We start from the raw sequence: 16,785 nt of genomic DNA, 5'->3' as shown, positions 1-16,785 counted from the left end.
TAGGCAGCAGTTGTTGGACTCGACTTCCCCTGGCCCTTCCTGTGGCGACAACCCTGGATCCGACGCCGCCTTCCTTAAGGCTGACTGACGCCCGAATACGAGCCACAGGAAGCCGTTCATGGCAATCACGCAAAACAATCGCTTGGTGCAGGTCGACAGTCCTCTCGGCGAAGATGTGCTGTTGCTGCAAGGCATGGAAGGTAGCGAAGAGTTGGGACGGTTGTTCCACTACGAGTTGGACCTGACTTCCGAAGACCGAGCAATCACGTTCGACCAGTTGCTGGGCAAGCCGATGGGCCTGACCCTGGAGCTGTACGACGGCGGCAAACGCTACTTTCACGGCATTGTCTGCAGTTGCCGGCAATTGACCGGCCACGGCCAGTTCGCCGGTTACCGGATCAGCTTGCGTCCCTGGTTCTGGCTGCTCACGCGCACCTCGGATTGTCGGATTTTCCAGAACAAGACGGTGCCGGACATCATCAAGCAGGTGTTTCGCGACCTCGGTTTCTCCGATTTCGAAGACGGCCTCAGCGGCAGTTACCGCGAGTGGGAATATTGCGTGCAGTACCGCGAAACCAGCTTCGACTTCGTCAGTCGGCTGATGGAGCAGGAAGGCATCTATTACTACTTTCGCCATGAGAAATCGCGGCATGTCCTGGTATTGGCCGATGCCTATGGCGCTCACACCACTGCGGCGGACTATGAATCAGTGCCCTTTTATCCGCCCGATCGACAAATGCGCGAGCGTGATCATTTCTACGACTGGCAACTGGCCCGGGAAGTACAACCCGGTTCGCTGGCGCTGAACGACTACGACTTCCTACGCCCTCGCGCCAGCCTTGAGGTGCGCTCCAGTGTGCCGCGCAACCACAGCAACGGCGACCATCCGCTCTATGACTATCCCGGTGAGTACGTACAGAGCAACGATGGCGAGCACTACGCGCGCACCCGCATCGAGGCTATTCACAGCCAGTTCGAGCGTGTGCAGTTGCGCGGTCGCGCTCGCGGGCTGGGTTGCGGCCATATGTTCACGCTGACGGGCTATGACCGCGCGGACCAGAACCGCGAATACCTCGTGGTGGTCGCCCGTTATCAGATCCGTCAGGAAGCCTATGAAAGCGGACAGTCGGATATCGCCGAACAGTTCGTCAGCGAACTGGACTGCATGGATGCCAACCAGGCCTTCCGCCCTCTCCCCCTCACGCCCATGCCCATTGTCCGCGGGCCGCAGACTGCCGTGGTGGTCGGCCCCAGTGGCGAGGAGATCTGGACCGACCAGTATGGCCGGGTCAAGGTGCATTTCCATTGGGATCGCCATGACCAATCCAACGAAAACAGCTCCTGCTGGATTCGCGTGTCCCAGGCTTGGGCCGGGAAGAATTGGGGCTCGGTGCAGCTCCCGCGGATCGGTCAGGAAGTCATCGTCAGCTTCCTGGAGGGCGATCCGGATCGTCCGATCATCACCGGCCGCGTCTACAACGCCGAACAGACCGTGCCCTATGCGCTGCCGGCCAACGCCACCCAGAGCGGGGTGAAAAGCCGTTCGAGCAAGGGCGGCTCACCGGCCAACTTCAATGAAATCCGCATGGAGGACAAGAAAGGCGCCGAGCAACTGTTTATCCACGCCGAGAAGAACCAGGACATCGAGGTCGAGAACGACGAGACCCACTGGGTCGGTCATGACCGCAGCAAGACCATCGACAACGACGAAACCGTGCACGTCAAACACGACCGCACCGAAACCGTCGATAACAACGAAACCATCACCATCGGTGTGGACCGCAAGGAAAAGGTCGGCAACAACGAAACCATCTCCATTGGCGTGAACCGCACCGAGGATGTTGGCAGCAACGAGAAAATCACTATTGGTGCCAATCGCACCGAGAGCGTGGGCAGTAACGAGACCATCACCATCGGTGCCGACCGCACGGAAAAAGTCGGTGCGAACGAAAAAATCAGCATCGCCAGCAACCGCACCGAGGACGTGGGTGGCAACGAGACCATCGGCATCAGCGGCAACCGCAACGAAACGGTCCAGGGCAACGAAGGGATCGAGATCAACGGCAACCAGAGTACCCAGATCGGCCAGAACGAGTCCCGCGATGTCGCTCAGAACCGCAGCACGAGCATCAAGCAGAACGACAGCCTGGATGTGGGCAAGCACTTCTCCCTCAACGCTGGTGACTCCATCAGCCTGACCACGGGCGCGGCCAGCATCACCATGAAGAAGGACGGCACCATTGTGATCAGCGGCAAGAACATCACCATCGACGGATCCGGCGCCATCAACATCAAGGCCAACAAAAACGTGGTCGTCAAAGGCCAGAAAATCCTGCAGAACTAGCCACGGAGTGGGCGCCATGACCGTTGAATATCATTTCCCCGTTTCCTCTACCGCCACGCCCGCGCGCGTGGATGGCGTCGTGATTGGGGTGCTGCTGGATGTGCCCGGGGCAGATGCCCCGGTGGTGGCCTTCCCTGGCTGCCCCGGCGAAACGGGCCTCGCCGCGCGCACCACCACCCCGCTCGCCCGTGAAGACATCGGCGCCCAGGTCGCACTGATGTTCGAGGCCGGCGATTTGACCCGGCCGCTGGTGATCGGTCGCATCCAGCGCCTGCCGCAAACCGCCACGCCAGCCGTCGCCCACCTGGACGGCGAGCGCTTGGAGTTCACGGCAGAGCGGGAAATCGTCCTGCGCTGCGGTAAGGCGAGCATTACCCTCACGCGTGAGGGCAAGGTGCTGATCCGTGGGACCTATCTTTCGAACCGGTCATCCGGCGTGAACCGCATCAAGGGCGGTTCGGTGCAGATCAACTAGACAGGTAGTCGACTCATGGAGCTGCTCAACGCCAGCAAACTGTTTGCGGCCTACACCCAGGGCCTGGAGCCCGATGGTCGCGAATCCCTGGTGATCGTGGCCAAAGGCACGTTTGATTTACCGCTGGACGGCCGTGCGGCAACCCTCGCCGACACCCAGCAACTGCTGCTGATGGCCGACACCTTCCTCGGCGAGCCGGGCCTCAGCGCCCCGCTGCAGGAAATGGACTTCGCCCCGGTCAAGCCATTCTGCGATGTGCTGGTACGCGGCAAGGCCTATGCCCCAGGCGGGCGGCCCGTGACGCAGCTGGCCGCGGGCATTCGCGTCGGGCAGATGAGCAAAGCCTTTTCCGTCCTCGGCCCCCGACAATGGCAACCGGGGCTATTGGGGGTATCTCCCGGTTTACCGCAACCCTTTACCCAGCAGGACATCTCCTATGCCCAGGCCTACGGAGGCTCCCATCCCATGGCCAAGAATCCGGATATGCGTCATTGCTACCCGGACAATCCAAGCGGTTGCGGTTGGTTTCCAGGCAGCATCGACAGTGCTGAAGTCGCTTACAAGCCAATGCCGAATACGGAAGAACTGGGCAAGCCGATCGACAGCCCCTCCGGCGATTTTCGCCCCATGGCCCTCGGCCCCATCGGTCGTAGCTGGCCACAACGTGCCCGTTTCGCCGGTACCTACGACGAGGCCTGGCTGGCCGACTGCTTTCCGTTTCTCCCGCAAGATTTCGACCGTCGCTACTTCCAGGCAGCCCCTGACGATCAGCAGATTCCTTACCTGCGTGGCGGCGAGGACGTGCTACTGCTCAACCTCACGCCCCAAGAGCGCGCGGGCTTTCGCATCCCTGAAATGGAGGTGCCGGTGACGTTCTTCTTGAAAAAAGGTGGCCATGAGACTGTGCAGGCGGTAATCGACACCCTGCTGATCGACACAGACGCGCGCCAGGTGCAACTGACCTGGCGTGTTTCCCGTCCCCTGCGGCGCAACCTGTTCGAGATCGCCCAGGTGCTGGTTGGCACAATGTCCACGGGTTGGTGGCGCGCCCGTGAACTGGGCAAGGATTACTACCCGTCGCTCTCCTCCCTGGTAAAAGCCAGGCGCGCCCCCGAGGAGATGGACGGATGACCGCACTTTGCATCATCGGCTCCGGCATGGTCAGCGCTGTCGGCCTCAGTGCACCCGCGAGCTGCGCGGCGATCCGCTGCGCCATCGACAATTTCCAGGAAACCCGTTTCATCGACCAGGGTGGCGAATGGCTGATGGCCGCCAGCGTACCTCTGGAGCAGCCCTGGCGCGGCCGCCCCAAGCTGATCAAGATGGCCTCTCGCGCCATCGCCGAGGCGTTACAGAGCACCCCTGGGGTTGACCCGGAAAAGACCCCGCTACTGCTGGGATTGGCCGAAGCCGAGCGCCCCGGCCGCCTCGCCGGCCTCGACAAGGGGTTGCTGCAGGCTATCGAAACCGAACTGGGCCTGCGTTTTCATCCGGACTCTTACATCATCGCCCGTGGTCGGGTCAGCGCCGCCGTGGCCCTGCTGAATGCGCGCACGCTGATCTACCAGAGCGGCCATCGCCACGTACTGATTGCCGGCGTCGACTCTTTTCTGAACGCATCGACGTTGGCCGCCTTCGAAGAACGCGAGCGCCTGCTCACCAGCCAGAACTCCAACGGCTTTATCCCCGGCGAAGGCGCCGCCGCCGTGGTGCTGGCGGCCCCCGTCGCCCGTGAAGAGCCGCAACTGGCCTGCATGGGGCTGGGGTTCGGCGTGGAGAAGGCCACCGTGGAGGCCGAAGACATTCCCCTGCGCGCCGATGGTCTGACTCAAGCTGTGCGCGCAGCCCTGAGCGAAGCCGGCTGTGGGTTGGAGCAGATGGATTATCGGCTCACCGACATCTCCGGTGAGCAGTACTACTTCAAGGAAGCCTCCTTGGCCCTCAGCCGAACCCTGCGCGTGCGCAAGGAGTTCTTCCATCTCTGGCACCCGGCCGACTGCATTGGCGAAGTCGGCGCCGCCATCGGCCCGGCCATGCTCGCCGTGGCCCTGGCTGCCAGTCGCAAGGGCTATGGCGAAGGACCGAATATCTTCTGCCACCTCGGCAACGACGCTGGCGAACGCGCCGCCGTGATGCTCAGTTACCAGACTGTGAGGGCTGCGTAATGGCGAATGAGGTGTATGCCAACAATATGGAAATTTCCTGCAAGGCGGCGGATGGCAAATCGATCGCCTGCTTCCCGGATGTCTGCTTCACCCCGCCCCAGGCCCCGCCCACCCCGCTGGGGGTGCCGATTCCCTACCCCAATACCGGCATGGCCAAGGATACGACCAAGGGCACGCGAACGGTTAAGATCAGTGGCAAGGAAGCCATGCTCAAGGATAAGAGCTATTTCAAGACCAGTTATGGGGACGAGGCTGGCAATGCCCCGAAAAAGGGGATCATCACCGGCAAGATCAAAGGGAAGGTCTATTTCACGGCCTGGTCGATGAATGTGAAATTTGAAGCTGAAAACGTCGTACGAAATATGGACCTGACCACCCATAACCACGGTTCAACGTCCAACACACTGGCATGGCCCTATTTGGATGCGGTAGCAATGGCCGACCCCAACAACCCTTGTGTCAAGTCAGGCACCGTGGAAAAAGTAAAGGCGGCCTGCCCGCCGCCAGCCAAGTCATTGTCTCGCGGCGCAATACCCGGCCCCGCCGACAATACAAGCCCCGCGTGCTGTGAAGCACGCAAATGCATGCTGGTACCAAATTCGCCCAAAACCCGCTGTTCAAAATGTGGGGGAAAGACCCCGCACCACCCGGTACCGGTAGCAGATTTATCGACACCCCGGCCCATCAATCCGAAAACCGGGAAGCTGAAAGTCCGTGGTGATCCTTTCGTCCCGACATACGATCACAACAAGGCCCCCTGCATATGTGTAGAGGGCGCTGACCACAACTCTCGTCAAGGCCCGACGGAAAAACTCATGCAGCATGGACGTATCGGTAGGGGGTACGTGGTCAAACGAGATGCGATGTTGGACGGTCGTGATGATTTCACCTACGCGCAAATAAGTGACCTCTCGGCCCAAGCGGTCGCCGATGAGACGGGCTGCGATAAAAACTGCCTGAAGGCTCAGATCGACAAAGGTCACGCAGACCTGGGCGTTGGCCCGGAATCAAGTATGCGCAGGGGGGAAGTTCGCGCACCCGCCCTTGAAAAGAAGCCGAAGAACCCGGCCCCCTTGATATAGAGATGCCATCATGAACAATGAAGACTCCCTGTTTTTCACCTGTGGCCTAATTGTTAAGCCGGGCACAATCGTTATTCCTGCGCAGTACAACTCCCTGCCGGACGAACAGATGTCCAGGGTCGCCTTCTGCTTCGATGGAAATTGGGTCTACAACGACGTAGACAACGATGTCATCGGGGCGGTCTGCTTCAGACGCAGTGACAACAGCCTCTGGATGCTTGGACGAAATGGCAACCTTCGTTATGTGAGGTCTGGCTCGGCGGACTTCACTCTGGACAACATTCGAGGAAAGTTCGAAAACCATCGCATCGAAACAGGTCGGCTTGGCGAGCTGCTTTGCATAAGAGAAGTCGAGAACCAGTTGTACATCTGCGGCCAGTCATCCCAGGTTTATCGTCACTCAAACGGTGCATGGACGAACATGAGCCCTCCCGGAACGAAAATAGGCTCTCCAACCTTGGAAAGCCTGGATGGCCTGTCGCACGACAATATCTATGCGGTGGGTGAAAAGGGCCTCATCCTGTACTACGACGGATCGTACTGGAGCACCCTGGACTCCCCAACCAATCGCCCGCTGTCATGCGTAAGGTGCAAGAGTGAAGAGGAGGTTTATGCATGCGGGAATGATGGTCTGTTGCTGCTAGGCAACCGCGATCAATGGCAGGTCATCGACACAGAAAGAACCATGAATTTCTGGGACATGGCGTTGTACAACGGGGATCTGTACCTTTCCCATGTGCACGGCATCGTTCGATATGATGGGCAGGACTTCTTCGACATCGATACGGGCCTTATACCCCCTCCCGGCGCCCATAAACTTGATGCCCGTGATGGACTGCTGTACTCCTTTGGTGTTGACGACATACTCAAGTTTGATGGCAATCAGTGGGAGCGGGTGATATGCCCGCACAACACATGAGTTTGCCCGCCACCTCGATCATTGCGATGCTTGGTTCATGAACAACTCGCTGTCCCGGGTGGTCGAGCAGCACGCCGAAGAAGCCAGCTTCCTCGTGGTCCTGCGCGACTATGCCCTGCGCGCACCGCACTACGACATCGAGCACCTCGACAAACTCGATAACCGCCTTGACGCCCACCTTGATGGCTTGCGCATCGCAACCCCTGACGGCCTGCAAACTCTATTGGCCCAGCTCGGCCCGCACGCCATCGGCGAGATGTTCGCCAGTGTGGTGCTGGCTTTCGAGGCGGCCGATGCGAACGTGCTGTCGCGGCTCAGCGAACATTTGCGCACGGCCATGGAAACGGAGCGCGGTTATCTGATGGCCTTGGGCTGGCTCGACTGGGAGCGGATATCGCCCTGGATCGAGCGCATGCTCGCCGCCCCTGCCCCGCTGTTCCGCCGCCTCGGCCTCGCCGCCTGCGGCATGCATCGCCACGACCCAGGCCCCGCCCTGCTGGCCGGACTTTCCGATGCCGACCCCAGCGTGCTGGCACGTGCCGCGCGCACGGCTGGCGAACTGCGCCGGCGTGACCTGCTGCCGGTGATTCGTGCCCACCGCCAGCATGAAGACGCCGCCACGCGCTTCTGGGCCAACTGGGCCACCACCCAAATGGGCGATCAGCAGGCCTTGGAGCCTCTGCGCTCATTCGCCGAACAACCGGGCGAATTTCAATACCGCGCGCTCTGTGTGCTGCTGGCCTGGCAGGAACGCGAGCCCAGCATCGCCTGGATACGCCAGTGGGTACAGGATCCCCGGGATCGGCGCATCGGCATCGAGGCCCTTGGGCTGCTGGGCGATCCGGTCTGCGTGCCCTGGTTGATCCAACAGATGAGCGACCTGCCCTTTGCCCGTGTCGCCGGCGAAGCCTTCAGCCTGATCACTGGCGCTGACCTGGCGTTGCTTGATCTGGAACTGCAGGCCCTGCCGGATTTCGATGCGGGCCCGAACGACAACCCTGAAGATCCCAATGTCGCGATGGACCCCGATGAGAACCTGCCCTGGCCCGACCCGCAGGCAATCGAAAAATGGTGGCAAGCCAACGGCGGACAATTCCAGATGGGTACGCGTTATATGCTGGGTTTGGCCCATAGCGAACACAGTTTTCAGCAAGCCCTTGTCCACGGCCAGCAACGCCAGCGCATCGCCGCCGCCTGCGGCCTCGCCCGCTATCGGCCAAACGAAGTGCTGTTTCCCACTAGCGCGCCGGCCTGGCGGCAAAAGAGGTGGTTGGCAGCGGTCAACGCCGTATCGAACATCAGCGGCACGAAACCACCGAGCTAATCCTGTACCGGCGGGCATTTTTTGGCCCCGCTCGGCTGCGACTCCGGGGTTTTGTGGCCTGAGGCGCGGCAGGATAGCAACGATTTTTGGTGGAGAAGCCTACAAAATGTAGGAAATATGCCAAATAATTATCCTACGTTTCGGTCGCTAAAACAGCGATCTCCCAGGGAATGCGCGCATCTTCCAGGCCTTTTAATCCGTGGGCTTTGGGCCTTGACCGATGGTCGCATCGGACATCACATCTCTCTTCGTCTCCCGTTTTTCAACGGTTGACCGCTCAGTCATAGCGTCCTAGCCTAAGCGCGCGGCAAAAACCGGAGCAGTCATAGGACGTCGCATCAATGAACAGTCCTTCCTGACGCTCCTCTGGCAAGGAAATGTGCCGCGAGCGACTGCCGGCTCCAGTCTCATGGAACCAGCTTGCACCAGCCCTCACATTACATGGACGTGTCATGATCGAACCGCGATGCTTTTCGTTAAGCTCCACGCAGCAATCCGTCTGGCTCGACCAGTTGTTATCACCCGATATCCCCTCCTACAACATCGGCGTCACGGTGCAGGTCCACGGTGCGGTGGACCTTACGGTATTTGCCGCTGCGGTGCGGGTGGTAATCGCTCAACACGATGCGTTGCGGCTGATCTTCAGCGAAAGCGACGGGCATGCGCAGCAGCGGGTAGCCACCGACCTGGAGGCGCCTTTCGCCTACCATGACTGGCGCGGCGAGCCCGAGGTACGCGCCAAGGCCCTGGCCACTATCACGCAACTGAATCGCACGCCGTTCGCACTTTATGAGCAACCGTTGTGGGGCATGGAATGGTTTCAGTTGTCCGACACCGAGGCCCTGTGGAACAGCCGGTATCACCACCTGATCTGCGATGGCACTTCGGTGGGCCTGGTCGGCCAGGCCGTTAGTGCGGCCTACGATCAGTTGCTGCGTGGTGAACAACCGGTGCTGGACCCCGAACTGGCCGAAGGCTACCGAACCTTTGCGGCCAGGGACCAGGATTACCTGCGCTCGTCGCGCTACGACAAGGCCCGTGAATACTGGCTGGAGCAGTTTGCGGCGCTGCCGGAACCGTTGTTCCAGACCGCCCGGTCGCCGAGCGTACAACGCCAGCCACAGCCCAATGCAACCGCTCATGCTGTCAGCGCCCAGGCAACCTGGCCATTGGGGACACGGCGCCTGGATGCTCTGAGCCAGCTGGCAAAAGCCCAGGGCGCTACGCTGAGCCATTGTCTGAGCGCCTTACTGGCCGCTTACTTCAGCCGGGTGACCGATCAACGGGAGCGCCTGGTCATCGGTCTGCCGGTGCATAACCGCGCCAATGCCTTGCAAAAACGTACCGTGGGCATGTTTTCTTCGGTGTTGCCATTGGCGGTCGCGGTCGATCCTCTCGCCAACTTTATCCAGACCGTGCAACAGGTCGCCGGCCAGACCCTGCGCAGCTATCGGCACCAACGCTATCCATTGCAAGCCTTGCATCGCGAGCTACGCGCGCGGGCCGGACATCCCGGCCACCTGTTTGAGCTGATGCTGTCGGTCGAGCAGTACCCCGGCGATGTCAACCTGGGGTCGGCGCGTTGTTCGCTGCGCACCTGGCACAGCGGCTACGAGCGTTATCCGCTGGCCATCTACCTGCGGGACTACGAGGCCCAAGCCGAACCGCTCCTGGAGTTCAACTACGACCTGCGGCTGTTCGACGCCGAGCAGATCGCCGCGCACCTGCGGCGGCTCGAACACTTGACCGAGCAGGTACTCGCCGACCCCACCCGGGCCCTGGCCGATTGGCCGTTGCTCGATGACACCGAACGGCATCAGGTCATTGAAAAACTCAACGCGACCGCCCGTGACTACCCCGTCAATGAGCCACTGCATATGTTGTTCGAGGCGCAGGTACAGCGTCGACCCGAGGCGACGGCGGTGTTGGATGGCGACCACTCGCTGAGCTATCGCCAGCTCGATCAGCGCGCTGAACGGTTGGCTCGCCACCTGGCGACAAGTGGCGTCGAAACCGGCAGCAAGGTCGCAGTGTGTATGGCTCGAGACACGTCGCTGATCGTGTCGATCCTGGCGATCTTGAAGCTCGGCGCGGCCTATGTGCCCATCGATCGAGACGCCCCGGCCGCCCATCAAGCCCGAGTGTTGATGGATTGCGGCACGGCTTGGCTGCTCAGCGCAGGTGACAGCCCAGCGCCGAAGGATGGCGTCCAGGTCATCGATGTCGAGGCCTTGAACGAAGATTCGACCGCTGGCCCAAGTCGTCTACTGACGAATAGCGCAGGCGACGTCGCCTACGTCATGTACACCTCTGGTTCTACTGGCGCGCCCAAGGGCGTGCAAGTACCCCACCGTGCGGTTACCCGGCTGGTACGCAACAACGGTTTCGCCGAGTTCAACGCCCAGGACCGGATTGCCCTGGCCGCCAACCCGGCGTTCGATGCCAGTACCCTGGAAATCTGGGGCGCATTGCTCAACGGCGGCTGCCTGGTGGTCTGCCCGCGCGACACCCTGCTCGACGCTGCGCGCTTCAATGAGCATCTGCTGCACCACGAAGTCAGCGTGCTGTGGCTCACCGCCGGGCTCTTTCATCAGTTCGCCGAACCCTTGGCCCCGGCGTTTCGCAACCTGCGCTACCTGATGGTCGGCGGCGATGTGCTCGACCCTCGGCGCATCGCCCAGGTGCTGCGCCATTCGCCGCCCCAACACCTGCTCAACGGCTACGGGCCGACCGAAAGCACCACCTTCGCCACCACCCACCGCATCACCCTTGAAGACGCCCTGAACGGCGATATCCCCATCGGCAAACCCATCGGCAACACCCAGGTCTACGTGCTCAATGAACAGCGCCGTCCGCTGCCCATTGGCGTTGCTGGCGAGCTGTACATCGGCGGTGACGGGTTGGCCCTGGGTTACTTGAACCAGCCGCAACTGAGCGAACAACGCTTCGTGCCCAACCCGTTCCAGCCGGGCTCGCGTCTGTATCGCACCGGCGACCTGGCTCGCTGGCGCGCCGACGGTGTGCTGATGTTCCTGGGGCGTAACGATTTCCAGGTCAAGATCCGTGGCTTTCGCATCGAACTGGGCGAGATCGAAGTGCAGCTCAAGGCCTTGCCCGAGGTGAGCGAAGCCGTGGTCATGGCCGATGCCCAGCAACGTTTGCTGGCCTATTTCACCGCCACCACGGCCCAGGAACCGAGCGAGTTGCGCGCGCGCCTGGCCGCCGTGCTGCCAGACTACATGCTGCCAGCAGCCTTCGTGCAAGTGGACAGTTTTGCCCTGACCGCCAACGGCAAGCTGGACCGTCGCGCCCTGCCCGAACCCGACGAAAATCATTTCGCCCAACAACGCTACGAAGCGCCGCAAGGGCCAGTGGAAACCCGCCTGGCCGAGCTTTGGGCCCAGGTCCTCGGCGTGCCGCGCGTGGGGCGCCAGGACAACTTCTTTGCCCTCGGTGGGCACTCGTTGATGGCGGTGCAATTGGTCGAACAATTACGCGTACAGGGCTGGAGCCTGGATGTCGGAACGTTGTTCAACGCCAGCAACTTGCTCAACCTGGCCCTGGCGCTGGAACACCCCGGCGAGCCCGTCGAGGCCGGCGAACCGGTAATAGCGTCCATCCCGCCGCACTGTGTCCGCATCACCCCAGAACATGTGCCGCTGGTGAACCTACCCCAAGCGCAGATCGATCGCATCGTCGCCAGCGTCGACGGCGGCATCGCCAACGTGCAGGACATCTACCCCCTCGCGCCGTTGCAGGAAGGCCTGCTGTTCCAACACTTGCTGCAGCCCACGGACGATGCCTACCTGCTGCGAGCCACCCTCGCCTTCGACAGCCGCGAGCGCCTGCAAGGGTTCATCGCAGCGTTCGACCAAGTGATTGCCCGCCATGACATCCTGCGCAGCGCTGTGCTCTGGGAGGGCCTGGACGAGCCGGTGCAAGTGGTCTGGCGCACTGCCCGTCTGCCCGTGGTCCACCTCACCGATGGGGAAACCTTTGCCGAGCGTGCACTGGACATTCGTCGCGCGCCGTTGGCGCAGGCGTTCACGCGCTTCGACGCACCCCGGCAACAGTGGCAGTTGCAATTGGTCCACCACCACCTGGCCATCGACCATGCCACCCTGGGCCTGCTATTTGCCGAAGTCCGCGCCTTGATGCTCGATCCCGATCATCGGCTACCGCCTAGCGTGCCATTTCGCCCGTTCGTGGCCCAGGCCCGCGAGCCTCGGCGTCAAGCGAGTGCCGAGGCATATTTCCAGCGACTGCTTGGCGACGTTGACGAGCCGACCCTGCCCTATGGTCTGCACGATATCCAAGGCACGGGCCGTGACAATCGCGAGGCGCAGTGTCAGCTCGAACCGGCCTTGTCTCTGCGCTTGCGGCGCCTGGCCAAGACCCAAGGGGTGGGCGTCGCCAGCCTGTTCCACCTGGCCTGGGCGATGCTGGTCGGCAAGACCAGTGGCCGTGACGACGTCGTCTTCGGCACGGTGCTGTTCGGGCGTTTCACCGGGGGCCAGCAGGTCGATCGGGCCCTGGGCATGTTCATCAACACCCTGCCACTGCGCATCGACCTCGACACGCCGCTGCACACTGCGTTGCATCAGATCCATACACGGCTGATCGAATTACTCGCCCATGAACACGCGCCCCTGGCCCTGGCACAACGTTGCAGCGCCTTGCCGGCCCAGGCGCCGCTGTTCACGGCCCTGCTGAACTTCCGCCACAGCCAGGCCCAGCACTCGGCACGCCCGGAATTCAACCTGCCAGGGATCCAGGTGCTGGGCAGCGAGGAACGCAGCAACTACCCGTTCTGCCTGTCTGTCGATGACTTGGGCGACGGGTTTGCCCTGACCGCGCAAATCCAGCGTTCGGTCTGCGCCGAAGCGGTCCTGGCGCATATGGTCCAAGCCCTGTGGGTGGTTGCGCAGACCTTGGAAACGGCGCCGATGACCCTTGCCTGCACACTCGACAGCTTGCCCGCGAGGCAACGCGAACAGGTGCTGGAAGGGTTCAACGCGACCCATCAGCCGCACCCACGCGAGACCATGCTGCAACAACCTTTCGAACAGCAGGCCGCGTTGCGCCCCGACGCCGTGGTCGCGTATGTTGCAACCGCAACCGCCGGTACCACGACGCTCACCTATGGCCAGCTCAACCGCCAGGCCAACCAACTGGCCCATGCCTTGCTGGCGTCCGGCCTGCGCCCCGATGATCGGGTGGCGATCTGTCTGGAGCGCGGCCCGCACCTGCTGGTCGCCTTGCTGGCCATCTTGAAGGCCGGCGGCGCCTACGTGCCCCTGGACCCTACTTACCCGCCGGCACGCCTGCTGCACATGCTCGAAGACAGCGCGCCGCGCATGGTCCTGAGCAGCCAGTCACTTCGAGGTCGGCTACCGACCACGCCGACGACCGAGCGCTGGGAGCTGGACGACCCGGCGTTGCAAGCGCAGTTGTCCGCCTTGCCGATGGAAAATCCCGACGTCAACGGCCTGCACGCGGCGCACCTGGCCTATGTGATCTACACATCCGGCTCGACCGGACTGCCCAAGGGCGTGATGATCGAACACCGAAACGCCTGCAACCTGCTGCACTGGGCCCTGCGCAGCTTCGAGACGGATGAACTGCAACGCAGCCTGTTCGCCACCTCGATCAATTTCGACCTGGCGGTGTTCGAATGCTTTGTCCCCTTGGCCGCCGGCGCGGCCCTGCAACTGGTCGACAATGCCTTGGCCCTGGTTTCGCAGCCCAGCGCCGTATCGCTGATCAACAGCGTACCGTCGGCGGTCGAGGAGCTGCTCAGGATCGGCGCCATCCCCGGCGCGACCCGAGTCGTCAACCTGGCCGGCGAACCGCTCAAGGCGCGCCTGGTGGAACAACTGTTCGCCCAGAGCGCCACGCGTCGGGTTTGCAACCTCTACGGACCGACGGAAACCACCACCTACTCGACCTGGCTGTCGATGCGTCGCGAAGAAGGCTACGTAGCCGGCATCGGCCGACCGCTGGACAACACCCGCGTATACCTGCTCGATCGGCATCGCCAGCCGGTGCCGCTGGGGGTGGCCGGGGAAATCTACATAGGCGGCGCGGGCGTGGCGCGCGGCTACCTGAACCGGCCGGAGCTGAGCGCCGAGCGGTTTCTACCCGACCCTTTTGTCACCGCGCCCGACGCGCGCATGTACCGCACGGGTGATCTGGGGCGCTGGCGTGCCGATGGTCACTTGGAATACCTGGGGCGTAACGATTTCCAGGTCAAGGTACGCGGCTTTCGCATCGAACTGGGTGAGATCGAAGCCCAATTGCTCGGCATGCCGGACCTGCGCGAAGCGGTGGTATTGGCCCAACCCGGCCCTTCCGGCGACTCGCGCCTGGTCGCCTACCTGGTGCCCCATGACCCCGCCAGCCCTGCCCCGGATCTGGCCGAAGTCCGCGCTCATCTGGAAAGCCGTTTGCCGGACTACATGCTGCCCAGCGCATGTGTCGTCCTGACTCACCTGCCACTGACACCCAACGGCAAACTCGATCGCCAAGCTTTGCCAGCGCCTGCCGCAGCGTCCGCTGGCCACGCCAAACAGGTGCCACGCGGGGACACCGAACGGCGCCTGGCAGCGATCTGGACGCAGATACTCGGTGAACCGGACATCGGTCGCGAGGATGACTTCTTCAGCCTCGGCGGGCACTCGTTGTTGGCGGTACAACTGCTCGAACAACTGCGGCGCAACGGCTGGGACCTGGACATTCGCAGCATTTTCGAACGTCCGACCCTCGCCACCTTGGCCCAGCGCCTGGAGACACTCGGCACTGGCGCCGCGCCTGAAGCCAGTGTCACGCGCATTCCTACCCCTTGCTCACGGATCACCCCGCCGATGCTCGACCTGGTCGAGTTGCCCCAGGCCCAGATCGACCTGATCGCGGCCCGGGTCCCCGGCGGTGCCGCCAACATCCAGGATATCTATCCGCTGGGCCCTTTGCAGGAAGGCATGCTCTATCACCATCGCGCGCAAAGCGCCGGGGATCGCTACGTGTTGCGCAGCCTGTTGGCGTTTACCGACGAGGCATACCTGCAAGGCTTTTGCGCCGCATTGGAGCAGGTCATCGCCCGGCATGACGCCTTGCGTACCCTGGTGCTCTGGGAAGACTTGGACGAACCCCTGCAAGTGGTCTTGCGCCAGGTGGCCTTCGTGCCTCGTCGTCTGTTGTTCAGCGGTGACGACGTCGCCGGGCAATTGCAGGCCAGCGCCGATCCCCGCCATTACCGGCTCGACTTGTGCCAGGCACCGCTGATCGAGGCGCGGGTGGCGTTCGATGCCGTCCATGAGCGCTGGTTGCTGTTGCTGCTGCATCATCACGTAGTGGTGGATCACACCTCGCTGGAGCTGATGATCGAGGAGATCGCCTTGATCGAAGGCGCCCGCCAGGCGGACTTGCCGCCACCCACCAGCACCCGCGGCTTGGTGGCCCAGGCGCGACAGGCGCACGTCGTGGCGGCTGCGCGGACATTTTTCAGCGAACAGTTGGGAGACCTGGAGGAACCCACCCTGCCCTTTGCCATCGACCTGGAAACCGATCCGCGCTGGCAGGCCCTGGAACACCGGCAAGCGCTGCCAGCCGAACTGGCGCGGTGCTTGCGTCAACAGGCCAGCGCCCACGGGGTGAGCGCGGCCAGTGTCTGTCACTTGGCCTGGGCGTTGGTCTTGAGTCACCTCAGCGGGCGCGATGACGTGGTCTTCGGCACGGTCCTGTTCGGGCGCCTGCAGGCCGGAGCCCACGCGGACCGGACCGTGGGGCTGTTCATCAACACCTTGCCGTTGCGCGTGCGCCTGGATGACGGTGTGCAGGTAGTGCTGGCCCGGGTGCAGCATGCGTTGAACGGTTTGCTGAGCCACGAGCAGACCCCGCTGGCCTTGGCCCAGCGTTGCAGCGCCATGCCGGCGGGCACCGCGCTGTTCAGCGCGTTGTTCAATTACCGCTACAGCCATGCCGAGCAGGCGGACCTGCGCCAGGCCATGCCGGGAATGAGCTTGTTGCACAGCGAAGAGCGCACCCATTATCCGTTCAACCTGGCAGTGGACGACCTGGGCGAAGGTTTCCAACTGACCGCCCAGACCCACCCCGGACACGCCCCGGCCCGGCTCGTCGGGTTCATGCAACAAGCCTTGGTTGCGTTGGTGGAAGCGCTGGAGCAAGCCGGCGATACCTCCGTGCTGCAATTGTGCGTGCTGCCTGACGAAGAAAAGGCGCAATTGGACCGCCTCAACCCACCGCTCGCCGCGCAGGCCCCCGACGCGACCTTGCAACAACGCTTTGCCGAACAGGCCGCGCGCAGCCCGGACGCCCTGGCGGTCATCGACGAACACCAGGCCCTGAGCTTTCGTCAGCTCAACCAACAGGCCAATCGCCTGGCCCATCATCTGCTCGCGATGGGTATACAGCGCGGCAAGCGCATCGCGGTCTGCCTGGAACGCGAGGCCCATCTGGC

At 62.5% G+C, this 16,785-nt stretch carries 8 protein-coding genes (1 of these 8 running past the window's edge); all 8 read left to right on the top strand.

What is annotated here, in order from left to right; all coding sequences use genetic code 11:
* Positions 1–118: 118 nt before the first annotated feature.
* A complete protein-coding gene (locus DTP52_RS15320; protein ID WP_109754104.1) occupies positions 119–2,344 on the top strand; it encodes a type VI secretion system Vgr family protein in 2,226 nt (741 codons plus the stop codon).
* A gap of 16 nt (positions 2,345–2,360) precedes the next feature.
* Positions 2,361–2,819 carry a DUF6484 domain-containing protein gene (locus DTP52_RS15315; RefSeq protein WP_109754103.1) on the top strand — a complete coding sequence of 153 codons (459 nt, stop codon included), beginning with the start codon at positions 2,361–2,363 and terminating at the stop codon, positions 2,817–2,819.
* 15 nt (positions 2,820–2,834) lie between these two features.
* Positions 2,835–3,950 (top strand): DUF2169 domain-containing protein, encoded by a 1,116-nt coding sequence (locus DTP52_RS15310; protein WP_109754102.1) that lies wholly within the window; start codon positions 2,835–2,837, stop codon positions 3,948–3,950.
* Positions 3,947–4,984 carry a hypothetical protein gene (locus DTP52_RS15305; RefSeq protein ID WP_109754101.1) on the top strand — a complete coding sequence of 346 codons (1,038 nt, stop codon included), beginning with the start codon at positions 3,947–3,949 and terminating at the stop codon, positions 4,982–4,984. The genes DTP52_RS15310 and DTP52_RS15305 overlap by 4 nt, the downstream gene beginning before the upstream one ends.
* Positions 4,984–6,066: a PAAR-like domain-containing protein gene (locus DTP52_RS15300; RefSeq protein ID WP_109754100.1), complete on the top strand. Its 1,083-nt coding sequence runs from the start codon at positions 4,984–4,986 to the stop codon at positions 6,064–6,066. The genes DTP52_RS15305 and DTP52_RS15300 overlap by 1 nt, the downstream gene beginning before the upstream one ends.
* A 10-nt stretch (positions 6,067–6,076) precedes the next feature.
* Positions 6,077–6,985, top strand: a complete 909-nt coding sequence (locus tag DTP52_RS15295) for a hypothetical protein (RefSeq protein WP_109754099.1) — start codon at positions 6,077–6,079, stop codon at positions 6,983–6,985.
* Positions 6,986–7,022: 37 nt separating this feature from the next.
* On the top strand, positions 7,023–8,309 hold the full coding sequence (locus DTP52_RS15290; protein WP_109754098.1) for a TIGR02270 family protein: 1,287 nt from the start codon (positions 7,023–7,025) through the stop codon (positions 8,307–8,309).
* A 452-nt stretch (positions 8,310–8,761) separates the two neighbouring features.
* Positions 8,762–16,785 carry the 5' portion of a non-ribosomal peptide synthetase gene (locus DTP52_RS15285; RefSeq protein ID WP_158285166.1) on the top strand. Its footprint extends 1,585 nt past the window's final position, so only the first 8,024 of its 9,609 coding nucleotides appear in the window; the start codon lies at positions 8,762–8,764; its stop codon lies beyond the right edge, outside the window.

The sequence above is a fragment of the Pseudomonas sp. 43mfcvi1.1 genome, assembly GCF_900115935.1.
Taxonomy (GTDB): Bacteria; Pseudomonadota; Gammaproteobacteria; order Pseudomonadales; family Pseudomonadaceae; genus Aquipseudomonas; species Aquipseudomonas bijieensis.
The sequence above is the reverse complement of the archived record's forward strand: the minus strand, read 5'-3'. Positions and strand labels throughout refer to the sequence as shown.